At 68.1% G+C, this 22,454-nt stretch carries 23 protein-coding genes and 2 tRNA genes; 16 read left to right on the top strand and 9 right to left on the bottom strand.

The window, feature by feature from the left end; all coding sequences use genetic code 11:
- Position 1 precedes the first annotated feature (1 nt).
- From pgk to QF046_RS00865, 4 genes are all read left to right on the top strand, one after another.
- A complete protein-coding gene (gene pgk / locus QF046_RS00850; protein ID WP_307365251.1) occupies positions 2-1,216 on the top strand; it encodes a phosphoglycerate kinase in 1,215 nt (404 codons plus the stop codon).
- Complete coding sequence (tpiA, locus tag QF046_RS00855; protein WP_307365253.1) at positions 1,207-2,010, top strand: triose-phosphate isomerase; 804 nt, start codon at positions 1,207-1,209, stop codon at positions 2,008-2,010. Before pgk ends, tpiA begins: the two co-directional genes overlap by 10 nt.
- A gap of 82 nt (positions 2,011-2,092) precedes the next feature.
- Positions 2,093-2,341 (top strand): preprotein translocase subunit SecG, encoded by a 249-nt coding sequence (gene secG / locus QF046_RS00860; protein WP_307365255.1) that lies wholly within the window; start codon positions 2,093-2,095, stop codon positions 2,339-2,341.
- Positions 2,341-2,697: an RNA polymerase-binding protein RbpA gene (locus QF046_RS00865; protein WP_307365258.1), complete on the top strand. Its 357-nt coding sequence runs from the start codon at positions 2,341-2,343 to the stop codon at positions 2,695-2,697. Before secG ends, QF046_RS00865 begins: the two co-directional genes overlap by 1 nt.
- Before the next feature lie 155 nt (positions 2,698-2,852).
- Here QF046_RS00865 and QF046_RS00870 read toward each other — a convergent pair.
- Positions 2,853-2,923 (bottom strand) — tRNA-Gly (locus tag QF046_RS00870).
- A 108-nt stretch (positions 2,924-3,031) separates the two neighbouring features.
- Between QF046_RS00870 and QF046_RS00875 the strand changes: the two genes are divergently transcribed.
- From QF046_RS00875 to QF046_RS00920, 10 genes are all read left to right on the top strand, one after another.
- Positions 3,032-3,108, top strand: a tRNA-Pro gene (locus QF046_RS00875).
- Positions 3,109-3,166: 58 nt separating this feature from the next.
- Positions 3,167-4,645, top strand: a complete 1,479-nt coding sequence (tig, locus tag QF046_RS00880; RefSeq protein ID WP_307365259.1) for a trigger factor — start codon at positions 3,167-3,169, stop codon at positions 4,643-4,645.
- 118 nt (positions 4,646-4,763) lie between these two features.
- Entirely contained in the window at positions 4,764-5,411 is a 648-nt protein-coding gene (locus QF046_RS00885) for an ATP-dependent Clp protease proteolytic subunit (protein ID WP_307372609.1), read from the top strand.
- Between the two features lie 15 nt (positions 5,412-5,426).
- A complete protein-coding gene (locus QF046_RS00890; protein ID WP_307365261.1) occupies positions 5,427-6,071 on the top strand; it encodes an ATP-dependent Clp protease proteolytic subunit in 645 nt (214 codons plus the stop codon).
- 156 nt (positions 6,072-6,227) lie between these two features.
- Positions 6,228-7,163: a sugar-binding transcriptional regulator gene (locus QF046_RS00895; RefSeq protein ID WP_307365263.1), complete on the top strand. Its 936-nt coding sequence runs from the start codon at positions 6,228-6,230 to the stop codon at positions 7,161-7,163.
- A gap of 14 nt (positions 7,164-7,177) precedes the next feature.
- The gene (deoC, locus tag QF046_RS00900; protein ID WP_307372611.1) at positions 7,178-8,161 is read left to right on the top strand and encodes a deoxyribose-phosphate aldolase; all 984 of its coding nucleotides are present in this window, start codon (positions 7,178-7,180) and stop codon (positions 8,159-8,161) included.
- Positions 8,162-8,171: 10 nt separating this feature from the next.
- Positions 8,172-9,614 (top strand): aldehyde dehydrogenase family protein, encoded by a 1,443-nt coding sequence (locus QF046_RS00905; RefSeq protein ID WP_307365266.1) that lies wholly within the window; start codon positions 8,172-8,174, stop codon positions 9,612-9,614.
- On the top strand, positions 9,611-10,477 hold the full coding sequence (locus QF046_RS00910) for an aldehyde dehydrogenase family protein (RefSeq protein WP_307365269.1): 867 nt from the start codon (positions 9,611-9,613) through the stop codon (positions 10,475-10,477). The genes QF046_RS00905 and QF046_RS00910 overlap by 4 nt, the downstream gene beginning before the upstream one ends.
- A gap of 150 nt (positions 10,478-10,627) precedes the next feature.
- Entirely contained in the window at positions 10,628-11,896 is a 1,269-nt protein-coding gene (gene clpX / locus QF046_RS00915) for an ATP-dependent Clp protease ATP-binding subunit ClpX (protein ID WP_307365271.1), read from the top strand.
- Between the two features lie 60 nt (positions 11,897-11,956).
- Entirely contained in the window at positions 11,957-13,093 is a 1,137-nt protein-coding gene (locus QF046_RS00920) for a trans-aconitate 2-methyltransferase (protein WP_307365273.1), read from the top strand.
- Positions 13,094-13,105: 12 nt separating this feature from the next.
- Here QF046_RS00920 and QF046_RS00925 read toward each other — a convergent pair whose 3' ends face one another.
- Both QF046_RS00925 and QF046_RS00930 read right to left on the bottom strand, forming a co-directional pair.
- Positions 13,106-15,151, bottom strand: coding sequence for a M3 family metallopeptidase (locus QF046_RS00925; RefSeq protein ID WP_307365275.1), 2,046 nt, complete (start codon positions 15,149-15,151; stop codon positions 13,106-13,108).
- A gap of 35 nt (positions 15,152-15,186) precedes the next feature.
- Complete coding sequence (locus QF046_RS00930) at positions 15,187-16,095, bottom strand: LysR family transcriptional regulator (protein WP_307365277.1); 909 nt, start codon at positions 16,093-16,095, stop codon at positions 15,187-15,189.
- 88 nt (positions 16,096-16,183) lie between these two features.
- On the opposite strand from QF046_RS00930, the gene tdh reads away from it, so the two are divergent.
- Both tdh and QF046_RS00940 read left to right on the top strand, forming a co-directional pair.
- Entirely contained in the window at positions 16,184-17,227 is a 1,044-nt protein-coding gene (gene tdh, locus QF046_RS00935; RefSeq protein WP_307365279.1) for an L-threonine 3-dehydrogenase, read from the top strand.
- 14 nt (positions 17,228-17,241) lie between these two features.
- Complete coding sequence (locus QF046_RS00940) at positions 17,242-18,420, top strand: glycine C-acetyltransferase (protein WP_307365281.1); 1,179 nt, start codon at positions 17,242-17,244, stop codon at positions 18,418-18,420.
- Positions 18,421-18,426: 6 nt separating this feature from the next.
- Here the strand turns inward: QF046_RS00940 and QF046_RS00945 are convergent, their stop codons facing one another.
- The 6 genes from QF046_RS00945 to QF046_RS00970 all read right to left on the bottom strand — a co-directional run bounded on the left by QF046_RS00945 (position 18,427) and on the right by QF046_RS00970 (position 22,332).
- Positions 18,427-19,158: a polyphosphate polymerase domain-containing protein gene (locus tag QF046_RS00945; protein ID WP_307365283.1), complete on the bottom strand. Its 732-nt coding sequence runs from the start codon at positions 19,156-19,158 to the stop codon at positions 18,427-18,429.
- Positions 19,155-19,901 (bottom strand): DUF4956 domain-containing protein, encoded by a 747-nt coding sequence (locus QF046_RS00950; RefSeq protein ID WP_307365286.1) that lies wholly within the window; start codon positions 19,899-19,901, stop codon positions 19,155-19,157. The genes QF046_RS00945 and QF046_RS00950 overlap by 4 nt, the downstream gene beginning before the upstream one ends.
- Before the next feature lie 78 nt (positions 19,902-19,979).
- Entirely contained in the window at positions 19,980-20,645 is a 666-nt protein-coding gene (locus tag QF046_RS00955) for a response regulator transcription factor (RefSeq protein ID WP_307365288.1), read from the bottom strand.
- Positions 20,642-21,523 carry a cell wall metabolism sensor histidine kinase WalK gene (locus tag QF046_RS00960; protein WP_307372613.1) on the bottom strand — a complete coding sequence of 294 codons (882 nt, stop codon included), beginning with the start codon at positions 21,521-21,523 and terminating at the stop codon, positions 20,642-20,644. Before QF046_RS00960 ends, QF046_RS00955 begins: the two co-directional genes overlap by 4 nt.
- The gene (locus tag QF046_RS00965) at positions 21,438-22,085 is read right to left on the bottom strand and encodes a hypothetical protein (RefSeq protein ID WP_307365290.1); all 648 of its coding nucleotides are present in this window, start codon (positions 22,083-22,085) and stop codon (positions 21,438-21,440) included. Before QF046_RS00965 ends, QF046_RS00960 begins: the two co-directional genes overlap by 86 nt.
- Positions 22,051-22,332, bottom strand: coding sequence for a hypothetical protein (locus QF046_RS00970; RefSeq protein WP_307365292.1), 282 nt, complete (start codon positions 22,330-22,332; stop codon positions 22,051-22,053). The genes QF046_RS00965 and QF046_RS00970 overlap by 35 nt, the downstream gene beginning before the upstream one ends.
- Positions 22,333-22,454: the final 122 nt, after the last annotated feature.

The following is a 22,454-nucleotide window of genomic DNA, read 5'->3' on the forward strand; positions in this document are numbered from 1 at the left end:
TATGACCCTGCGCACCCTCGACTCGCTGGGGTCGCTTGAAGGCAAGCGCGTCATCGTCCGTTGTGACCTGAACGTCCCCCTTCGGGACGGCGTCATCACGGACGATGGCCGCGTTCGCGCCTCGCTGCCGACTCTGAACGCCCTCATCAATGCCGGCGCACGCGTTGTCGTGTGCTCGCACCTCGGCCGCCCCGATGGTGCGCCCGACCCGCAGTACAGTCTCGAGCCGGTCGCGCAGCGTCTGTCGGAGCTGCTCGGCAAGCCCGTCGCGTTCGCCCGCGACACGGTGGGGGAGTCCGCCCGCTCCGCCGTGGAGGCGACTGAGAACGGCGGGATCGTCGTCCTGGAGAACCTGCGGTTCAACGCGGGTGAGACCGCCAAGGACGATGCCACCCGCGAGGCCTTCGCCGCACAGCTCGCCGAGCTGGGTGATGCGCTGGTCTCCGACGGTTTCGGCGTCGTGCATCGCAAGCAGGCCAGCGTCTACGACCTGGCCGGCATCCTGCCGTCCGCGGCAGGACTGCTGATCGCGACCGAGCTGGACGTGCTGGACCGCCTGACCGAGAAGCCTGAGCAGCCGTACACCGTCGTGCTCGGCGGGTCGAAGGTCAGCGACAAGCTGGGCGTCATCGCGCACCTGCTGCCGCGCGTGGATCGTCTGCTCGTCGGCGGCGGGATGCTGTTCACGTTCCTGGCTGCCGAGGGCCATGCCGTGGCATCGAGCCTGCTCGAGAAGGACCAGCTCGACACCGTCCGCGGCTACATCGCCGAGGCGAAGGAGCGCGGCGTGGAGCTCGTGCTCCCCACCGACGTGGTCGTCGCCTCCGGTTTCGCGGCGGATGCCGATCACGAGACGGTCGCGGCGGATGCCATCGAGCAGAGCTCGTTCGGCGCCTCCGGCATCGGCCTGGACATCGGACCCGACACGGCCGCACGTTTCGCCGAGGCGATCCGCGGCTCGAAGACGGTGTTCTGGAACGGGCCGATGGGCGTGTTCGAGTTCCCCGCTTTCGCCGCGGGGACGAAGACGGTCGCGCAGGCGCTCACCGAGGTCGACGGCCTCAGCGTGGTCGGCGGCGGGGATTCCGCGGCGGCCGTGCGCCAGCTCGGATTCTCTGATGACCGGTTCGGTCACATCTCGACGGGCGGCGGGGCGAGCCTCGAGTTCCTCGAGGGCAAGAAGCTACCTGGACTGGAGGTCCTCGGATGGCAGTGAACTCTGCGGCGAAGCGGCGCACTGCGCTGATCGCGGGCAACTGGAAGATGAATCTCGATCACCTGCAGGCGGTGGCGACGGTGCAGAAGCTGCACTGGACGCTGAAGGACGCCGGTCATGAGGGCGACTCGGTGGAGGTCGCGGTCTTTCCGCCCTTCACCGACATCCGCTCGGTGCAGACGCTGATCGATGCGGACAAGATCCCGTTCGCGCTCGGTTCGCAGGATGTCTCGGCCCACGACTCCGGTGCGTACACCGGGGAGGTCTCGGGTGCGTTCCTGTCGAAGCTGGGTGTGCGCTACGCGATCATCGGCCACTCGGAGCGTCGTGAGTATCACCACGAGGGCGACGAGATCGTGGCCGCGAAGGTGAAGGCCGCGCTCAAGCACGGACTCGTTCCCGTGATCTGCGTGGGGGAGACCGCAGCGGACCTGGAGGAGTTCGGCGCAAGCGCCGTTCCCGTCGGTCAGCTGGAGAAGGCGCTCGAGGGCGTACCGGCTTCGGCCGACATCGTCGTGGCGTACGAGCCCGTCTGGGCCATCGGCTCCGGGCAGGCGGCGACTCCGCAGCAGGCTCAGGACGTCTGCGCGGTGCTCCGCGCTGTCATCGCGAAGTCGCTGGACGAGGATGCTGCTGCACGCACCCGCGTGCTCTACGGCGGATCGGTGAAGTCGGGCAACATCGCCAGCTTCATGCGCGAGCCCGATGTCGACGGCGCCCTGGTGGGTGGCGCGAGCCTCGTCGTCGACGAGTTCGCGGCGATCGTCCGCTTCGAAAAGCACGTCGGAGTGTGAGTCGGACGAGGCGCCCCGGCGCCTCGTCCTATAATCGACACCTAGGCGGGTCTTCTCAGACCCTGGCGAAAGGCTTCATCCCGTGGTGGTTCTCGAGTTTGTCCTGCAGGTCGTGCTGGGTATCAGCAGCGTCCTGCTGACGCTCCTCATCCTTCTTCACAAGGGTCGTGGCGGCGGTCTGTCCGACATGTTCGGCGGTGGCATGAACGCCGCCGTGGGCTCGTCGGGTCTTGCAGAGCGCAACCTGAACCGCTTCACGGTGGTGCTGGCGCTGGTGTGGTTCGTGGCGATCGTCGCACTCGGCCTGATCACGAAGTTCACGGTCATCTGATGGCGACCGGAGGAAACGCGATCCGCGGCACGCGGGTCGGATCAGGCCCCATGGGCGAGCAGGACCACGGATATCACGCAGATCGGGTCGCCGTGTCGTACTGGGACGGGCTCGGGAACGAGACCGTGCGGTACTTCGCCGCCGGACTCCCCGAGGAGGAGATCCCGGACACGATCGATCACCCGCACTCCGGACTTCCGGCTGGTCGCGACCAGCAGAATCCGCCGGCACTGGCCAAGCCCGAGCCCTACAAGACGCACCTCGCGTACGTGAAGGAGCGCCGCACGGACGAAGAGGCGCACCAGCTTCTCGAGGACGCCCTCACTCAGCTGCGCGAGCGCCGCGGCCAGGGCTGAACGCCTCCAGTTTGACAGGAACGCCCCCGGGATCCCCGGGGGCGTTCCTCGTGTCAGGGACGCCTGGACCGGCACCGCGAGGGACGCCTGGACCGGCACCGCGACGGGCAGACGACGAAGGCCCCGCCTCGCGGCAGGGGCCTTCGGTGATTCGGAGGGGCTGACGAGAATCGAACTCGCATCATCTGTTTGGAAGACAGAGGCTTTACCACTAAGCTACAGCCCCGAAAAATGCGCCCCGCTGAGCGAAGCACCTCATAAAGCATAGCGGACGGAGGGAGTGCTCCCGTCCGTTAGACTCGATGAGGCCGTTCCCGTGCGCGCGGGTTCAAGCCGGGGCGTAGCTCAGCTTGGTAGAGCGCCCGCTTTGGGAGCGGGAGGTCGCAGGTTCAAATCCTGTCGCCCCGACCACGGCCCCAGACTTCATGCCGCACAACTCATGCGGAAACAACAAGGAGAACACACCAGTATGGCCAACAGCACCGTCGAGAAGCTGTCCCCGACCCGCGTCAAGCTCAGCATCACGGTCACCCCTGAGGACCTCAAGTCGAGCATCGACCACGCCTATGAGCACATCGCTCAGGACGTGCAGGTCCCCGGCTTCCGCAAGGGCAAGGTTCCCGCTCGTATCATCGACCAGCGCGTCGGCCGCGGTGCGGTCATCGAGCACGCCGCGAACGAGGGTCTGGACCGTTTCTTCCGCGAGGCCGCGACCGAGCACAACCTGCGCATCGTGGGCCGCCCGGCCGCCGACATCACCCAGTGGCCGAACGAGAAGGACTTCTCCGGCGACCTGCTCGTCGACGTCGAGGTCGACGTGCGTCCCGAGATCGAGCTGCCCTCGTTCGAGGACATCACGATCACCGTCGACGCCGTCGAGACCGATGACGCCGCGATCGACACCGAGCTCGACGAACTGCGGGCCCGCTTCGGCACGCTGATCCCCGTCGACCGCCCGGCAGCGAAGGGCGACTTCGTCGAGCTCGACCTCGTCGCCACCATCGCGGATGCCGAGATCGACCGCGCCGACGGCGTGTCGTACGAGGTCGGTTCGGGCGAGCTGCTCGAAGGCATCGACGAGGCCATCGACTCGCTCACCGCCGGTGAGCAGACAACGTTCCGCTCGACCCTCGTCGGCGGCGACCACGCCGGTGAAGAGGCCGAGGTCGCTGTCACCGTCAAGGCGGTCAAGGAGCGCGAGCTCCCCGAGGCCGACGACGACTTCGCTCAGATGGCATCCGAGTTCGACACCATCGCCGAGCTGCGCAGCAGCCTGGCCGAGCGCGTCGCCCAGCAGGGCGTCTTCACGCAGAGCTCCGCCGCGCGCGACCAGCTGCTGGACACGCTCCTCGAGAAGGTGGAGATCCCCGTCCCCGCACAGCTCATCGAGGACGAGGTGCACAACCACCTCGAGAACGAGAACCGTCTCGAGGACGACGTGCACCGCGCCGAGGTCGCCGAGGCCAGCGAGAAGCAGTTCCGCACGCAGGTGCTGCTCGACACGGTCGCCGAGAACGCCGATGTGCAGGTCTCCCAGGAGGAGATGAGCCAGTACATCATCCAGTCGGCTGCGCAGTACGGCATGCCGCCGCAGGAGTTCATCGAGGCGCTGCAGACCTCGGGCCAGCTGCCCGCCCTGGTCGGCGAGATCGCCCGCAACAAGGCGCTCGCATCGGTGCTCGGCAAGGTCAAGGTCGTCGACAGCAACGGCAAGCCCGTCGACCTGTCGGAGTTCATCGGCGACGTCGACGAGGCTGACGAGGCCGAAGAGGCCCCCGCCGAGGAGAAGCCCGCCAAGAAGGTCGCTGCGAAGAAGGCTCCGGCCAAGAAGGCTCCGGCCGCGAAGGCTGCGGACAAGGCCGACGACGCCGAGAAGAAGCCGGCCGCGAAGAAGGCTCCGGCCAAGAAGGCCGCCGCGAAGAAGGACGAGGCCGAGACGGCCGAGTGATCGCGGATCATTCCCGGAGAGGGCGGATGCCGATGGCATCCGCCCTCTCCTTTTTTCTGCGACGACTCCCGCGCCGCCACGCTGATATGCCGACGGCGAACACGGGAGAAGCAGCATCCTGCCGCCGGTAGATTCGTATCACCGACACACGGAAGCAGGAGCTGACATGGCTGAACCCCTGATGGCGACGAGCGTCTTCGACAGGTTGCTGAAGGATCGCATCATCTGGCTGGGCTCTGAGGTGCGCGATGAGAACGCGAATGAGATCTGCGCGAAGATCCTCCTTCTCGCCGCCGAGGATCCCGAGAAGGACATCTACCTCTACATCAACTCACCCGGTGGCTCGATCACCGCGGGCATGGCGATCTACGACACGATGCAGTTCGTGCCGAACGATATCGTCACGGTGGGCATCGGAATGGCCGCGTCCATGGGGCAGCTGCTGCTGACCAGCGGCACCAAGGGCAAGCGCTACATCACCCCGAACGCCCGCGTGCTGCTGCACCAGCCGCACGGCGGCTTCGGCGGCACGTCCAGCGACATCCAGACGCAGGCGCAGCTCATCCTCTCGATGAAGCAGCGTCTCGCCGAGATCACGTCCGGTCAGACCGGCAAGAGCGTGGAGCAGATCAACGAGGACGGCGATCGCGATCGCTGGTTCACGGCGGCTGAAGCCCTCGAGTACGGATTCGTCGACCACATCCGCGAGCACGCCACCGACGTGCACGGCGGCGGCGGAACCGGCGCGGACCACGTGGAAAAGTAAGACAGGACGAGACACATGCACACACCCACTTTCCGCGCCGCCGGGAACCTTCCCTCCAGCCGCTACGTGCTGCCTCAGTTCGAGGAGCGCACCGCCTACGGCTTCAAGCGCCAGGACCCGTACAACAAGCTGTTCGAAGATCGCGTGATCTTCCTCGGCGTGCAGGTCGACGACGCCTCGGCCGACGACGTGATGGCGCAGCTTCTGGTCCTGGAGAGCCAGGACTCCGAGCGCGACATCACCATGTACATCAACTCGCCCGGTGGATCCTTCACCGCCATGACGGCGATCTACGACACTATGCAGTACGTGGCGCCGCAGATCCAGACCGTCGTGCTGGGCCAGGCGGCATCCGCGGCATCCGTGCTGCTCGCCGCCGGTGCACCGGGCAAGCGCCTCGCACTGCCCAACGCCCGCGTGCTCATGCACCAGCCGGCGATGGGCGAGGCTGGTCAGGGACAGGCCTCTGACATCGAGATCCAGGCCCGCGAGATCCTTCGGATGCGCACCTGGCTCGAGGAGACGATGGCCCGTCACACCGGTCAGCCGGTGGAGAAGGTGCACCGCGACATCGATCGCGACAACATCCTCTCCGCCGAGGAGGCTCGGGCGTACGGCATCGTCGACCAGGTGCTGACCTCGCGCAAGCGCATCTCCTGATCTGACGTCGAGACGAGCGGTCCGGACCATGTCCGGGCCGCTCTTCCGCGTCCTGGCCCAACGGATGCGCATCACGACCAGACGGGCTTGCTCATATGCGCACTCGCGTGCGCGCACGTCGGCAGACTCCTAAGCTGGACGCGGAAGGAGGATGCCGTGGATGACGAACTGCTGATGGTCCGTGTCGCCGAGCTCTCGTACGACGAGAACAAGACGCAGGACGAGATCGGCGCGCTTCTCGGCATCTCCCGCTGGAAGGTCGGCCGGCTGCTGGTGCAGGCTCGCGAGCGCGGCATCGTGCGCATCGAGATAGTGCACCCCCGTGCCCGTCGCCTGGGTGCGGAGCGGGCTCTCATCGAGCGCTTCGGCCTGAAGGACGCCATCGTCGTCCCCGCACCGGATGACCCCGGCGCAGTCCTGGAGCGCGTCGCACGTGCGGCGGCGGACATGCTCACCGCACTGCGTCCGGTTCCCCGAACGCTCGCAGTCAGCTGGGGTCGCACTCTGACGGCCATCGCCGATGCGCTGCCCGATGGCTGGGCGCACGGCGTGACCGTCGTGCAGGCCAACGGGGGCGTGAGCCTCAACCGCCGCTCGGGAGGTGCGGCGTCCGTCGCCGTCACCACCGCCCAGCGCGGCTCCGGACAGGCCGTCCTGCTGCCCAGCCCCGCGATCCTGGAGCGCGTCGAGACCAAGCAGGCCATCGAGTCCGATCGCACGGTCGCAGGGATCCTCGACCAGGCGGCCCATGCCGACACGCTGCTGTTCACCGCCGGACCGTGCGATCCGGGATCCGCGCATGTCGAGAACGGCTACCTGACCGTCGACGACATCGCCGAGCTCGCCCGCCGCGGAGCCGTGGGCGACGTGCTCGGCCGCTACATCGATGCGGACGGCAACATCGTCGATCCCCACCTGGACGCCCGCACCGTGGGCGTCTCCCTCGCCCAGGTGCGCTCCGCACCCCGATCCATCTTCGTCAGCGCCGGCGCCGCGAAGCACGACATCGCGCGTACAGTCGTCAGCACCGGGCTGTGCAGCGTTCTGGTGACTGACGAATCCACAGCACGAGCACTCTTGGAGGAGATGTGACGACCACAGAACTGATGCGGCGCAACGCCGTCGACGTGCTGGGCGGTGAGCCCGACGACGCGACCCTGCGCCGATTCCTGCACGGACTTCCCGGCGTCGACGCCGTGGGCCTCGAACAGCGCGCAGCGGGCCTGGGCACCCGCTCGATCAAGACCACCTCGAAGGCGTGGGCGCTCGACAAGATCATCTCGCTGATCGACCTCACCACTCTCGAGGGCTCCGACACCGCGGGCAAGGTGCGATCGCTCGTCGCGAAGGCGAAGACCCCGGATGCCTCCGACCCGACCGCCCCGCTGGTCGCGGCCGTCTGCGTGTACGGCGACATGGTCGGTCACGCCGTCGAGGCGCTGGGTGCCCTCCACGGCGACCCCGATGACGGCCGCATCTCCGTCGCCGCCGTCGCCACCGCGTTCCCGTCCGGTCGCGCCTCGATCGAGGTCAAGCTGGCGGACACGGCGGATGCCGTCGCCGCCGGAGCCGACGAGATCGACATGGTCATCGACCGCGGGGCGTTCCTGGAAGGGCGCTACGGCCTGGTCTTCGACCAGATCGCCCGGGTCAAGGAGGCCTGCCGCCGTGAGGACGGCAGCTACGCCTCGCTCAAGGTCATCATGGAGACCGGAGAGCTGAACACCTACGACAACATCAGGCGCGCGTCCTGGCTGTCGATCCTGGCCGGCGGCGACTTCATCAAGACCTCGACCGGCAAGGTGTCGCCCGCCGCGACCCTGCCCACCACGCTGCTCATGCTCGAGGCCGTGCGCGACTGGCATCGGGCGACGGGAGAGAAGATCGGCGTGAAGCCGGCCGGCGGCATCCGCTCGTCCAAGGACGCGATCAAGTACCTCGTCACCGTCGCCGAGACCGTGGGCGAGGAATGGCTCCAGCCGCACCTGTTCCGCTTCGGCGCATCGAGCCTGCTCAACGACGTGCTCCTGCAGCGCCAGAAGCTCACGACCGGCCACTACTCCGGTCCCGACTACGTGACCATCGACTAGGACCTCTGATATGTCATTCCTGGAATACGCTCCCGCACCGGAGTCGAAGGCGATCCTGAACCTCAAGGACAGCTACGGGCTGTTCATTGACGGCGAATTCGTCGACGGCTCCGGACCCTCGTTCCACACCATCTCGCCCGCGGACGAGAGCCGCATCGCCGAGATCGCCTCGGCATCCGATGAGGATGTCGACCGCGCGGTCGCCGCTGCACGCCGCGCCCACGGCAAGGTGTGGTCGAAGATGAGCGGCCGCGACCGCGGCAAGTACCTGTTCCGCATCGCCCGCCTCGTGCAGGAGCGCGCACGCGAGCTGGCCGTGGCCGAGAGCCTCGACAACGGCAAGCCGATCAAGGAGAGCCGCGACGTGGACGTGCCCCTGGTGGCCGCGTGGTTCTTCTACTACGCGGGCTGGGCCGACAAGCTCGACTACGCCGGCCTCGGCGCGAACCCCAAGGCGCTGGGCGTCGCGGGTCAGATCATCCCCTGGAACTTCCCGCTGCTCATGCTCGCGTGGAAGATCGCCCCGGCTCTCGCCGCAGGCAACACGGTCGTGCTCAAGCCCGCCGAGACCACGCCGCTGACCGCACTGATCTTCGCGGAGATCCTGCAGCAGGCCGACCTGCCCGCCGGTGTCGTGAACATCATCACCGGCGCCGGTGCGTCCGGAGCGACGCTGGTCCGCCACCCCGACGTCGACAAGGTGGCCTTCACCGGCTCCACCGGCGTCGGTCGCGACATCGCGAAGGCGATCGCGGGCACCGACAAGCGCGTCACACTCGAACTCGGCGGCAAGGCGGCGAACATCGTCTTCGATGACGCGCCGATCGACCAGGCCGTCGAGGGCATCGTGAACGGCATCTTCTTCAACCAGGGACATGTGTGCTGCGCGGGCAGCCGCCTGCTGGTGCAGGAATCGATCCACGACGAGGTCATCGACCGGCTCAAGCATCGCCTGTCCACGCTGCGTCTGGGCGACCCGCTGGACAAGAACACCGACATCGGCGCCATCAACTCGGCAGCGCAGCTGGCCCGCATCCGCGAGCTCAGCGACATCGGCGAGGCCGAGGGCGCCGAGCGCTGGACCGCCGACTGCGCCATCCCCGAGAAGGGATTCTGGTTCGCGCCGACCATCTTCACCGGTGTCGAGGCATCGCACCGCATCGCCCGCGACGAGGTGTTCGGCCCGGTGCTGTCGGTGCTGACCTTCCGCACGCCCGCCGAGGCGATCGCGAAGGCCAACAACACGCCGTACGGCCTGTCGGCCGGCATCTGGAGCGACAAGGGCTCCCGCATCCTCGCCGTGGCCGACAAGCTGCGCGCGGGTGTGGTGTGGGCGAACACCTTCAACCGCTTCGACCCGTCGAGCCCGTTCGGCGGGTACAAGGAGTCCGGCTACGGCCGCGAGGGCGGCCGACACGGCCTGACCGCATACCTGAAGGGGGCATCGGCATGAGCCAGCGATTGACTGTTCCGAAGACCTACAAGCTCGCGATCGGCGGGGCGTTCCCCCGCAGCGAGTCCGGCCGCACCTACGAGGTGCTCTCGAAGAAGGGTGCCTTCCTGGCCAACGCCGCCAAGGCGTCGCGCAAGGATGCCAGGGATGCCGTCGTCGCCGCGCGCGCGGCGGTGAAGGGCTGGTCGAGTGCCACGGCGTACAACCGCGGGCAGGTGCTGTACCGCGTCGCGGAGATCCTCGAGGGCCGCCGTGCCCAGTTCATCGATGAGATCGCCCAGCAGGAGGGCGTCAGTGCCGCCGTCGCGGGCGCGCAGGTGGATGCCGCCGTCGACCTGTGGGTCTGGTACGCCGGCTGGTGCGACAAGTACACCCAGCTCGCAGGCAACGCCAACCCGGTCGCCGGCCCCTACTTCAACATCTCCGTGCCGGAGCCGACCGGCGTCGTCGTCGTGGTCGCTCCGCAGGATTCCGCGCTGCTCGGTCTGGTGTCGGTGCTCGCACCGGCGCTGGTCACCGGCAACACGGTCGTGGCCATCGCCAGCGAGCGGTTCCCGCTCTCGGCGATCAGCTTGGCCGAGGTGCTCGCCACCAGCGATGTGCCCGGGGGTGTCGTGAACGTGCTGACCGGCTCGCCGGCCGAGATCGCACCGTGGCTCGCCTCGCACGCCGATGTCAACGCGATCGATCTCGCCGGCGCCGGCGACCTGGACTGGGTCGAGCTGGAGATCGCGGCCGCCGGTACGCTCAAGCGCGTGCTGCGCCCCGGCAAGGTCTCCAACGGTGCCGTCGAGCAGAGCCTGGATCGCATCACGGCGTTCACCGAGACGAAGACCGTGTGGCACACCAAGTCGATGCTCTGACGTGCCTCTGATGCGCGAGGGCCCGGTTCCGCTGATGGCGGACCGGGCCCTTCCTCATGCGCGCCAATACGGCCCGGTGTCGGTGCGGGCGGTTAGGCTCGATTGACGGCATAGGACCCCGCCTGGCCGCTCGCTTCGAGGAGGACGCGCATGGCACGCATCGGTGAGAGCGCTGACCTGTTCAAATGCTCTTTCTGCGGGAAGAGCCAGAAGCAGGTGCAGCAGCTGATCGCCGGCCCCGGCGTGTACATCTGCGACGAGTGCGTCGAGCTGTGCAACGAGATCATCGAGGAGCGGATGGCCGAGGCGGGCGGCGGGCCCGTCGCCGACTTCGAGCTGCCCAAGCCCCGCGAGATCTTCGCCTTCCTCGAGGAATACGTGGTCGGGCAGGACGACGCGAAGCGCTCGCTGTCCGTCGCCGTGTACAACCACTACAAGCGCGTGCGGGCACGCGGCACGATCCAGTCCGCCGAGGAGCGGGCCGAAGAGATCGAGGTCGCCAAGAGCAACATCCTCATGCTCGGCCCGACGGGAACGGGCAAGACCTATCTCGCGCAGACGCTCGCCAAGCGACTCAATGTCCCGTTCGCCGTCGCCGACGCCACCGCACTGACCGAGGCCGGCTATGTCGGCGAGGACGTCGAGAACATCCTGCTGAAGCTGCTGCAGGCGGCCGACTACGACACCAAGCGCGCCGAGACCGGCATCATCTACATCGACGAGATCGACAAGATCGCGCGCAAGGCCGAGAACCCCTCCATCACCCGTGACGTGTCGGGCGAGGGCGTGCAGCAGGCGCTGCTGAAGATCCTTGAGGGAACCGTGGCATCCGTGCCGCCGCAGGGCGGTCGCAAGCACCCGCATCAGGAGTTCCTGCAGATCGACACGACGAATGTGCTGTTCATCGTGGCCGGCGCGTTCGCCGGGCTGGAGGACATCATCTCCGCCCGTGTCGGCAAGCACGGCGTCGGCTTCGGTGCTCCGCTGCACGACAAGGGCAAGGACCTCGACCTGTTCAGCGAGGTGCTCCCCGAGGACCTGCACAAGTTCGGCCTGATCCCGGAGTTCATCGGGCGTCTGCCCGTTGTCACCTCGGTGTCTCCGCTCGACCAGGACGCGCTCATCGAGATCCTCACCGGCCCGCGCAATGCGCTGGTCAAGCAGTATCAGCGCATGTTCGAGATCGACGGCGTGCAGCTCGAGTTCGAAGAGGACGCGCTGCGTTCGATCGCCGACCTCGCCGTGCTGCGCAAGACCGGTGCCCGCGGACTGCGCGCGATCCTCGAGGACGTGCTCGGCCCGATCATGTTCGAGATCCCGTCGGCCGATGACGTCACCAAGGTCGTCGTGACCAAGGCCGCGGTCGATGAGGGCGCCCCGCCCACGATCGTCCTCGCGCGCAAGCGCAAGAGCGCCTGAGTCCACAGGTCGTCGCGGGAGCCCCTCGACGGCGATCTTCGGTCGTGCCAACATGATGCCATGAGCACTGTGCAGCACCGAGGTGCGGAGATGGGCGAGGATTCCAGCGCTGAACCTCTCGCGACACGATTGTTGGCGGCGCTCGTTTCCGCGATGGAGCTGTATTCCGTCGAACTCGGCACCCGCCACGGGCTGTACGAAGCGCTTCGCGATCTTGGACCGATCTCCAGCACTGAGCTGGCACGTGCGTGTCATGTCGATCAGCGATACCTCCGAGAGTGGCTCGAGCAGCAGGCAACCTCAGGGTTGATCGACGTGGCCGCCGCGGGCGATACCTCGACCCGTCGGTACGCGCTCAGTCAGGGACAGGCATCCGTGCTCGTAGACCCGGAGAGCCCATACGCGATGGCCGCGGCTGCGGCGTTCCTGCACGGTCTCGGCAACGCCTTCGACGCCGTCGCCGATGATTTCGTCCACGGCGACGGGGTGAGCTACGCCGCGTTCGGACCCTCGGTCCGGCACGCCATCGCAGCACTGAACCGACCGTCGTTCGCCCGCGACCTCGGAACGTGGGTCGCGGCGATGCCGGACATCGATGTACAGGAGCGCGCACAGCGAACAGTGATCATCGACGCCGGTTGCGGGACGGGATGGTCCACGCTCGCGCTCGCTCGCGAGTTCCCGATGGCGACGGTGATCGGGATGGACCTCGATGAGGAGTCCATCGCCGACGCGGAGACCCGGCTCACCCAGGTCGCCGAAACCGATGCCGCACTCGCGTCAAGGGTGCGATTCGTGCGTGCCGACGCGGGTGACCCCGTCGCACTTCATGCGATCGCACCTGACGGTGCGGCGCTCATCACCGTGTTCGAGGCGCTTCACGACATGAACAGACCAGCCGCCGTGTTGGCGGCGCTGGGGACGGCGCTTGCCGATGGCGGTGCCATTCTCGTCGGCGACGAGAAGGTGGCCGACGAGTTCACGCCGAACGGCGACCAGCTGGAGCGGCTCAATTATGCCTTCAGCGTGCTGCACTGTCTGCCCGCCACGATCGCCGAGGGGCCGGGCGAAGCCAACGGAACAGTGCTTCGACCCGCCACCGTCCGCCGGTGGGCAACGCAGGCCGGACTCAGCCGGGTCACTGATCTCGACATCGAGAACGACCTCTGGCGCTTCTACCGGATAGACCGGGGCTGAGTCGACAGCAGGTCAGTCGTCCAGACCGCGCCTCGTCAGGAGCGGGGCGATCTCGGCATCCCGGCCCCGGAAGTCGCGGTAGGCGTCCAGCGGATCCTTCGAACCACCGACTCCCAGCAGGCGCCGGCGGAAGCGGTCGCCGTTCTCGCGCGTGAGGCCTCCGTTCTCACGGAACCACTCGACGGTGTCGGCGTCGAGCACCTCGCTCCAGATGTACGAGTAGTAGCCGGCGCTGTACCCGCCCGAGAAGACGTGCGCGAAGTAGGTCGACGAGTAGCGGGTCGGCACGAGCGGGTTCGCCAGGCCGATGTCGGCCAGCGCGGATGCTTCGAACCCGGGGACGTCATCGATCGCGGCATCCGGGCCGACGCGGTGCCAGGCCTGGTCTAGCCACGCGGCGGCCAGGTACTCGCTGGTCGCATGCCCCTGGTCGAACGCCTCGGTGGCGCGCAGCCGCTCCACGATGCCGGCATCCAGCGGCTCACCGGTCTCGTGGTGGCGTGCGTAGCTGCTGAGCACCTCGCTCCACAGGATCCACATCTCGTTGACCTGGCTGGGGAACTCCACGAAGTCGCGGAACACGTTCGTGCCGGCGAAGTGCGGGTAGGTGACCCGTGCGAAGAGCCCGTGCAGGGCATGCCCGAACTCGTGGAACAGGGTGGTCACCTCGTCGAGGGTGAGCAGTGTCGGCTGCCCGTCACCGGGCTGCGAGACGTTGAGGTTGTTGACGACGACCGGCAGCGTGCCGCGCAGGGCGGACTGGCTGACGATCGGGTTCATCCACGCTCCGCCGCGCTTGGAGTCGCGGGTGTACAGATCGAGCACGTACAGTCCCACCTCCGACCCGTCTGCGTCGTGCACCTCGAACACCCGCGCGCCCGGGTGATACGCGATCAGGTCCTCGCGTTCGGTGAAGGTCACCCCGTACAGACGGCTCGCCGCGAAGAAGACCCCGTCGCGCAGCACCCGCTCGGCTTCGAACCACGGGCGCAGGGCCGCGGTGTCGATGTCGTAGCGGGCCTGTCGCACCTTCTCGGTGTAGAACGCCCAGTCATGCGCCTGCAGTGCGAACGGCTCCGGCTCGGATGCGTCGACGATCTCCTGCAGCGCCACGCGCTCCTGCTCGGCGTTGCGCGCCGACGGAACAGCCAGGTCGCGCAGCATCCGCTCCACCGCCTCGGGCGTGCCGGCGGTCTCGTCGGCCGTCACGTATGCGGCGTGCGAGGGGTAGCCGAGCAGCGCCGCGCGCTCGGCGCGCAACCGCACGATCTCGGTCAGCACGGCACCGTTGTCGTTGGCGTTCCCGCGCGATCCGCGCGACAGCGACGCCTCGAGGATGCGCCGGCGGCTCTCTCGGACGGTCAGGGAGGCCAGGTACGGGTGGCCGCTGAACAGCGGCAGGCCCACGAGGTGCTTGCCCTCCTCGCCACGATCGGATGCCGCACGGGCGGTCGCACTGAGCTCGCCCGCGGTAAGACCGTCGAGCTCCGTCACATCGTCGAAGATCACCGCGAGCTCGTTCGTGTCGGTGAGCAGGTTCTTCTCGAACGTCGTGCTCAGGGTCGACAGGCGCTTGTTCAGCTCCGTCAGGCGGGCCTTGGACTCCTCATCGAGTGCCGCTCCGGCGTGCGACATCTCGCGGAAGTGCCGCTCGACGAGGTACCGCTGCTCGGCATCCAGGTCCAGCTCGTCGAGCTGAGCGTGCACCTGCTGTACGCGCCAGTACAGCTGCGCGTCCAGCCGGATCGCGTCCTCGTGCGCGGCCATCAGCGGGGCGAGCTGCTCGTCGATCTCCTGGATCTCCGGCGTCGCATCCGCCGAGCTCACCGTGTAGAACGCGTGGGCGACCCGATCCAGCAGCTCACCGCTGCGCTCCAGCGCCACCAGCGTGTTCTCGAACGTCGGCATCGAGCGGACGACGGTGATCGCGCGCACCTCGCGCAGGTGCTCCTCGAACGCCTGCTGGAACGCCGGCAGGTAGTGCTCGGGGCGGATCGCCGCGAAATCGGGCAGTCCGTAGGGGAGCGCGGACGGGGAGAGGAGCGGGTTCGTGGCCATTCCCCGAGCCTAGGACGTGTCCGCGCACACCGCCCTCAGCTGCTCAGGCGCGCCATCACCCGCTGCAGCGACTCGATCACCTGTCGCACCGAGCGGCGGCGCAGATGCTCGGGACGCGCGAGCACGTCGATCGCGCGCAGGGTGTTGACTCCGCGCAGCGGCAGGCGCACGATGTCGCGGTCGTCCACGCTGCGCGAGGTGTAGCGGGGCAGCATTCCGATCGCATCGCCGGTCGCCACGACGGCGGCCACCGCGCCGTAGTCGTTGATCCGGTGCTGCACCTGCGCCGGCTGATTCGCGACGGCGGCGATCGCCCGCAGCACGTCGTCCGGCGAGTAGCCGATGCGGCTGGTCACCCAGCGTTCGCCCGCGACATCGGCGGGGGACAGGGAACGGCGGGAGGCGAGCGGATGCGAGGCCGCGACCGCCACATCCAGGGGCTCGCGCACCAGGGTGAGGCTGCGGATGCCGCTGCTCGGCCACGGCGCGGAGTGATCCATCCGGTGAGCCAGCACCAGGTCGTAGCGTGCCGTCAGCGCGGGGAAGTCGCTCTGCGCGACGTCCTCGTCGGTGAGATGCACGGTCGGGGCCGGCGGTGTCGCGGCGAGCTCCCGCACGAGCGCGCCGAAGAGAGCCTGGCCCACGCTGTGGAAACCGCTGAGCGTGACCGGGCCGGCGGCATCGTGCTCGAAGGCGTCCAGGGCGTTGCGGGCGGCCGCCATCGCGTCGATCGCCTCCGCTCCCGATGCCGCGAGGACCTCGCCGGCGGCGGTGAGCACCAGGGTGCGTCCCTGCTTGCGGGTCAGTGGTGTGCGGAACCCGCGCTGCAGGGCGGCGAGCTGCTGCGAGACGGCCGACGGCGTGACGCGCAGCGCCTCGGCGACGGCGGTCACGCTGCCCAGCGCCCCGAGCTCGCGGAGGATCTGCAGCTGATGGAGTTCCACGTTCCGATCCTATGTGTAAGCGATCTCTACAAGAACTGTGCAGGAAATGACGATTGCTCTACACGGTCGATTGCGGTCAGATCGAATCATGAAGGCACTTTTCAAGCCCGCCGCGGCTGCCGGGCTCGAGCTCGTCGATCGGCCCGATCCGGTCGCCGGCGCGGCTGACGTGATCATCCGGGTGCTCCGCACCGGCATCTGCGGCACGGACCTGCACATCCGCCGCTGGGACGACTGGGCGGCATCCGCGATCTCCGCCCCTCTCATCCCAGGCCATGAGTTCTACGGCGAGGTCGTGGAGATCGGCCCGCTCGTACGCGACATCGCCGTCGGCGACCGGGTCTCGGGGGAAGGGCACATCGTCTGCGGAACCTGCCGCAACTGCCGCGCGGGCCGTCGACAGATGTGCATCCGCACCATCGGGCTGGGGCTGCAGCGCGACGGCGCGTTCGCGGAGTACGTCTGCCTGCCCGCCACCAACGTCTGGGTGCACCACGACGACGTCACCCCCGAGCTGGGCGCGATCTTCGACCCGCTCGGCAACGCCGTGCACACCGCGCTGACCTACCCCCTCATCGGCGAGGACGTGCTGGTCACCGGATGCGGCCCGATCGGCCTGATGGCGATCGCCGTCGCACGGCACGCAGGCGCGCGCTTCATCACCGCGACCGACGTCAGCGCACCTCGGCTGGAGATGGCTCTCACCATGGGAGCCGATCAGATCATCGACGTCTCGCAGCACGACATCCGCGACGCACAGGTCGCCCTGGGCATGCGCGAGGGATTCGACATCGGATTCGAGATGAGCGGGGCGCCGAATGCACTCCCGGCCATGATCGACAACATGAACCACGGCGGCCGCATCGCGATGCTCGGTCTGCCGAGCTCGAGCTTCGGCATCGACTGGGGCAAGCTGGTCACGCACATGCTCACCATCAAGGGCATCTACGGTCGCGAGATGTTCGAGACCTGGAACGCCATGGGGGCGATGCTGCAGACCAGCGTCACGCTGCGCGACGCGATCAGCCGCGTCGTGGCCGACGTCCTTCCGGCGCGCGATTGGGAGAAGGGCTTCGCCGCCGCGGAGTCGGCGGGCACGGGCAAGATCATCCTCGACTGGACAGAACTGTAGAAGGCGGACCCGACATGTACACGACATTCCAGACGCATGTGGCGGACGAGCTCGCCGGCATCGAGTCGGCCGGCCTCACCAAGCACGAGCGGGGCATCCGGGGTCCGCAGAGTGCGGAGATCATCGCCGACGGCGCCGAGGTGCTGAACTTCTGCGCGAACAACTACCTGGGCCTCGCGGATGATCCGCGCATCCTGGACGCCGCGAAGACCGCGTTGGACGCGTGGGGCTACGGCATGGCCAGCGTGCGCTTCATCTGCGGCACGCAGGAGCAGCACCTGCAGCTGGAGCGCCGGCTGTCGGCATTCCTCGGCACCGAGGACGCGATCCTGTACTCCTCGTGCTTCGACGCGAACGGCGGGGTCTTCGAGACCCTGTTCTCGGCAGAGGACGCGATCATCTCGGACGAGCTGAACCACGCGTCGATCATCGACGGCATCCGCCTGTCCAAGGCCCGCCGACTGCGCTACCGCAACCGCGACATGGCCGATCTCGAGCAGCAGCTGAAGGACGCCGCCGACGCGCGCTTCCGCGTGATCGTCACGGACGGCGTGTTCTCGATGGACGGGTACATCGCGCCGCTGCAGGAGATCTGCGATCTCGCCGAGCAGTACGACGCGCTCGTCTTCGTCGACGACTCGCATGCGGTCGGCTTCATCGGCGAGAACGGCCGCGGCACGCCCGAGCTGTGCGGTGTGTCCGATCGGGTGGACATCTACACGGGCACGTTCGGCAAGGCCCTCGGCGGCGCATCCGGCGGGTATGTCGCCTCGCACCGCGACATCGTCGCGCTGCTGCGCCAGCGTTCGCGCCCGTACCTGTTCTCGAACACGCTCGCCCCGTCGATCGTCGCGGGAACCCTCACGGCGCTCGACCTGGTCGAGGGGTCAGCGGACCTGCGTGCCCGACTGCGCGAGAACGCGGCGCTGTTCCGCAGACGGATGACGGAGGAGGGCTTCGACCTGCTGCCGGGGGAGCACCCGATCGTGCCGGTGATGTTCGGCGACGCCGCCCAGACCGCCGAGATCGCGGCGGCCATGCAGAAGCACGGCGTGTACGTGACGGCCTTCAGCTTCCCGGTGGTGCCGAGGGGCCTCGCCCGCATCCGCGTGCAGCTCTCGGCAGCGCACACGGCCGAGCAGGTCGAGCGCTGCGTGGCTGCATTCGTGGCCGCCCGCGCCCTCGTGGACTGACGCCGGTCAGCTGCCCCAGTACCGGCGCCGGATCCGCGCCCAGTCATTGCCGGGCAGGTGCGGATATAGCAGTGACGCTGAGAGGCAGTACTTGCTCACCGAATGAGGACGGATGCCGGCGTGCAGCAGCATCCGGTCCAGCGCTCCAGCGCCGTCGGGTGACTTCGTCTCCACCAGCACCTCTGCCGGCCCCGAGATCCGACGTGCGCCGGACACGCTGTCGAGGTCCTGGTCGATGGTGATCCGGTGGTGCCCGTCGGTCAGGGTCGTGCGCCGGTAATCGGTCTCGAGCACGGGACGCAGCTCGCCGGCACCCATGCCGATGAGCGAGGTCACGTACCGGCGCCCATCCTGATCGAGCAATCCGAGTCGATCCGGATCATGCGGGCGGCGCTGCTTCACGGTCAGACCCCGCAGGCCCTTCGACTTGACCTCCAGGCGGCTGACGCCGGTATCGCAGTACAGCCGGGTGCGCACCTTGAAGCGATTCCTGCGCCGTTGCACGTGCTGCCGGAAGAACGTGAAATCCGGTGTGTCCAGGTACACGGTGCGATAGCGGAACGTGCGCCGGTCGCCGATCTGCAGCACCCTCAGTCCGTCCTCCGGCAGCAGCCGCGCGAGCAGGTCGCGCGGGACGAAGTACTTGCGGTCCACACGGCTCATGAGCGCGGCGGACGAGTCCAGCTCGGTCAGTGAGATCGGTGCGAGGCCCTGCACGACCTTGTCGAACGCGGTCATGCCGATACGTGGTGTCGAGCGGATGCGTCGACCGGTGCCGGTGCGGGTGCCGTTCCCCGTGCCGGCAACGGGGGCCGGGGCGGCGTCGCGAAGGGGGCGGGTGCGGGGACGCGCGCGGGCAGACCCGACTGCGGGGCGGGGGAAGCGGGCGCGGACACGAGCGAGGAGGTCTGCACGTGGTCGGGCCGCAGCGACGTGCTCTTCGCCGCCTGATAGCGGACGTCAACGACGGTCGTCTCGCGCACCAGATCCAGCTCCAGCACCTCGAAGCGCACGGATGCCGTATCGAACGTGTCGCGCAGCACCTGCTCGAGCTCGCCCTCGTCGAGATAGGCGCGATCCAGGGTCACCGTGCGTCGGCGGGCACGACGGGCGGTCCAGCGGCCGTCCACGACGAACATCGCGAGCACGATCAGCCCGGACAGCACCGGAGTGATCCACTCCGGCACGGGCCGGAGCCCGGCGATCAGGCCGAGCACGAGCGACACGAAGTAGTACGCGATCTCCTGCTGGGTGATCTGATCCGAGCGCAGGCGGATGATCGAGAGGATGCCGAAGAGCCCGATGCCCAGACCGATTCCGACCTCCACCGAGCTCAGCGCGATCGTCACCGCGAGCACACCGATGTTGAGTGCGATGTACGACAGCAGCAGGTCGCGCCGCCGGTGCCGTCGGAAGTACAGCACGTAGGCCAGGACGGTTATGGCGATGAGATCGGTGATGATGGCGATGGCCAGAGACATGTGATCCTCCTCAGATCGGCGTTGACATCAACGATTCCGGTTCCGAACGTGAGGAGGATGAGGCCCAGATGAGAGAGTTCACATGTTGGCGCGCAGCCGGTACCCGGCACCGCGCACCGTCTCGAAGCGGTCCGCGCCGAGCTTGCCCCGCAGGTAGCGGATGTACACGTCCACGACGTTGGAGCCGGGGTCGAAGTCGAACTCCCAGACCCTGCTGAGCAGCTGCTGCCGGGTGAGCACCTCGTCGGGGTGGCGCAGGAACGTCTCCAGCAGGGTGAACTCCCGGGTGGTGAGCTCCACGTCGAGGTCTCCGATGCGCGCGCGCCGGGTGCGCAGATCGAGGGTGAGATCCCCGGCCTTGAGCACGGTCGACTCCGTCGCGGAGGGCGCGGTCAGGCGCAGCCGGATGCGAGCCAGCAGCTCATCGAACGCGAACGGCTTGTGCATGTAGTCGTCTGCGCCGCCGGAGAGCCCGGCGACGGTGTCCTCGACAGCATCGCGAGCGGTGAGGATGATGATCGGGATCTCCACCCGCTCGGCACGCAGCCGGCGCAGCACGCTGAATCCATCGAGCCCGGGCAGTCCGATGTCGAGGATCATCAGATCGAACTCGCCCGAGCGGGCGAACTCCACTGCGTCATTGCCGTTCACGACGGTCTCCGACCGGAACCCGTTCGAGCGCAGGCCCTTCACGATGAAGGATGCGATGCGATCCTCGTCCTCGGCGAGCAGGATGCGATTCATGAGGGCTCCTCGACAGGGCGGACCGGCAGGTCGAGCGTGAAGGTGGCTCCGTGCCCAGGCCGGGAGTCGACGCCGACCGTGCCGCCGTGTGCCGCGGCGATGCGGGCGACGATCGCCAGCCCCAGGCCGCTGCCGGGGCGGCGGGCGCCGGACGCGCCGCGCGCGAAGCGCTCGAAGATGTGCGACTGCTCGGCATACGGGACTCCGTCGCCGCCGTCGCGCACCCAGAGCAGCAGGTGCGTCTCGTCGAGCCGCCCGCCGATCGCGATGGGATCGCCGCCGGACGTGTGCTCCACCGCATTCGAGATGAGCTGCAGGAGCGCCTGTGTGAGGCGCTGCCCGTCGGCTTGCACGATGCCCTCGGGGATCGCATCGATCGACCAGGTGCGCTCGGCCAGAGCGGAAGCCTTCGCCAGGGTCTCGACGACCAGATCGGCGACATCGACGACATCCGTCATCAGGAAGTCCGGACGCTCTGCACGCGCGAGCAGGATCAGATCGTCGACGAGGCGGGACATCCGTCGCAGCTCGTCGTCGACCAGCCGCAGCGTCTGCTCGCGTTCGGTCGGGTCCTCGCCCATCAGCTCGAGATGCCCTCGGATGACGGTGATCGGCGTGCGCAGCTCATGACCGGCGTCGTCGAGGAAGCGCCGCTGGCCGTCGAACGCGGACTGCACGCGGTCCAGCATCCCGTTGAAGGTCACCGCCAGCTGGGCGACGTCGTCCGTGCCGACGACGTCGATGCGGCGCGCGAGGTCGCTGCCGTCGATTCCGGCGGCGGTCTCCTGCACCTCACGGATCGGTGTGAGCGCCCGGCCCGCGACGAACCACCCCGCGGCTCCCGCCAGGGCGAGGGCGAACACCGCCGCGACCGCCATCGTCACGATCGTCGACCACACCTCCTGCTCCTCCGGGGCGAGGAACTCGACGACCACCAGCGCCCCCGTGACGGGATCGCCGGTGAACTCGACTGGCATCGCCGCATACATGGCGGCGCCGGCCGACGTCTCGATTCGGCCGGGATGCCGGAGCACGCAGCGCGCTCACGTCGGCGACGAACTCGGCATCCACATCGAGACGCGCGGGGGGTGAGTCCGCGCTGCGGCGATCTGCTTGCGCGTTCACCACGCTGAAGTAGGTCTCATCCTGTTCGGGCACGTTGTGCGACAGGTAAGCGGTGAGCAGCTGCTGGGTGCCGGTGAAGCCCTCGCCGCTGCTCGGGTCCACGCCTGCGGCGAAGGCGTGCAGCTTCGCGGCTTCGTGCTCGAGCTCGCTGACGGCGGATGCTTCGACCCGTGACAGCAGGACTCGGCCGGTCGAGAGCACGATCACGCACAGCGCGAGCGCGACCACCAGAAGAGTCCAGGCGAGGATGCGGGTTCGAACGGTGACGCCGCGGCGACGCTCAGTCGTCATCGTCATCCAGGTCGTCGTCGTCATCGTCGTCATCGTCTCCGGCCGGGGGTGGGGGAGCCGGGGGGACGACGGTGGCCTCGTCGGGGGCCGGTGTCGTCGTGTCGGGGGTAGGGGTGGGGGTGGAGGTTCCGGGTGCGCCGTCGTGCGGGGTGACGACGACGACGGGCCCGAGCTGCGGGTCGGGCGGTGCGAGCACCGCGTCAGCGGCCCACCATCCGCCGACCAGCAGAACGGCGCCGATCGGCACCGCGATGTAAGCCCAGCGTGCCATGACACCAGTCTTGCCGAGATCCGGCGCCGCCGCTGACAGATGAGAGATCTCTCATGCCCTCGCAGGTGCATCCACTTCTTTGCAAAGGAAAACTTGCAAAGAACTCTTTGCAAGAGTATCTT

Origin of the sequence: Microbacterium sp. W4I4 (assembly GCF_030816235.1) — a bacterium.
Lineage (GTDB): Bacteria > Actinomycetota > Actinomycetes > Actinomycetales > Microbacteriaceae > Microbacterium.

What these genes read in the sequence shown, in the direction of transcription:
- deoC (WP_307372611.1), top strand. Translation starts at nt 7,178, where the DNA reads ATGCGGCGCAACGCCGTCGACGTGCTGGGCGGTGAGCCCGACGACGCG.
- QF046_RS00965 (WP_307365290.1), bottom strand. Translation starts at nt 22,085, where the DNA reads ATGACGACGACGACCTGGATGACGATGACGACTGAGCGTCGCCGCGGC.
- QF046_RS00945 (WP_307365283.1), bottom strand. Translation starts at nt 19,158, where the DNA reads ATGACCGCGTTCGACAAGGTCGTGCAGGGCCTCGCACCGATCTCACTG.
- QF046_RS00865 (WP_307365258.1), top strand. Translation starts at nt 2,341, where the DNA reads ATGGCGACCGGAGGAAACGCGATCCGCGGCACGCGGGTCGGATCAGGC.
- QF046_RS00925 (WP_307365275.1), bottom strand. Translation starts at nt 15,151, where the DNA reads ATGGCCACGAACCCGCTCCTCTCCCCGTCCGCGCTCCCCTACGGACTG.
- QF046_RS00905 (WP_307365266.1), top strand. Translation starts at nt 8,172, where the DNA reads ATGTCATTCCTGGAATACGCTCCCGCACCGGAGTCGAAGGCGATCCTG.
- QF046_RS00955 (WP_307365288.1), bottom strand. Translation starts at nt 20,645, where the DNA reads ATGAATCGCATCCTGCTCGCCGAGGACGAGGATCGCATCGCATCCTTC.
- tpiA (WP_307365253.1), top strand. Translation starts at nt 1,207, where the DNA reads ATGGCAGTGAACTCTGCGGCGAAGCGGCGCACTGCGCTGATCGCGGGC.
- QF046_RS00950 (WP_307365286.1), bottom strand. Translation starts at nt 19,901, where the DNA reads ATGTCTCTGGCCATCGCCATCATCACCGATCTCATCGCCATAACCGTC.
- clpX (WP_307365271.1), top strand. Translation starts at nt 10,628, where the DNA reads ATGGCACGCATCGGTGAGAGCGCTGACCTGTTCAAATGCTCTTTCTGC.
- QF046_RS00970 (WP_307365292.1), bottom strand. Translation starts at nt 22,332, where the DNA reads ATGGCACGCTGGGCTTACATCGCGGTGCCGATCGGCGCCGTTCTGCTG.
- QF046_RS00960 (WP_307372613.1), bottom strand. Translation starts at nt 21,523, where the DNA reads ATGGCGGTCGCGGCGGTGTTCGCCCTCGCCCTGGCGGGAGCCGCGGGG.
- tig (WP_307365259.1), top strand. Translation starts at nt 3,167, where the DNA reads ATGGCCAACAGCACCGTCGAGAAGCTGTCCCCGACCCGCGTCAAGCTC.
- tdh (WP_307365279.1), top strand. Translation starts at nt 16,184, where the DNA reads ATGAAGGCACTTTTCAAGCCCGCCGCGGCTGCCGGGCTCGAGCTCGTC.
- QF046_RS00920 (WP_307365273.1), top strand. Translation starts at nt 11,957, where the DNA reads ATGAGCACTGTGCAGCACCGAGGTGCGGAGATGGGCGAGGATTCCAGC.
- QF046_RS00910 (WP_307365269.1), top strand. Translation starts at nt 9,611, where the DNA reads ATGAGCCAGCGATTGACTGTTCCGAAGACCTACAAGCTCGCGATCGGC.
- QF046_RS00940 (WP_307365281.1), top strand. Translation starts at nt 17,242, where the DNA reads ATGTACACGACATTCCAGACGCATGTGGCGGACGAGCTCGCCGGCATC.
- pgk (WP_307365251.1), top strand. Translation starts at nt 2, where the DNA reads ATGACCCTGCGCACCCTCGACTCGCTGGGGTCGCTTGAAGGCAAGCGC.
- QF046_RS00890 (WP_307365261.1), top strand. Translation starts at nt 5,427, where the DNA reads ATGCACACACCCACTTTCCGCGCCGCCGGGAACCTTCCCTCCAGCCGC.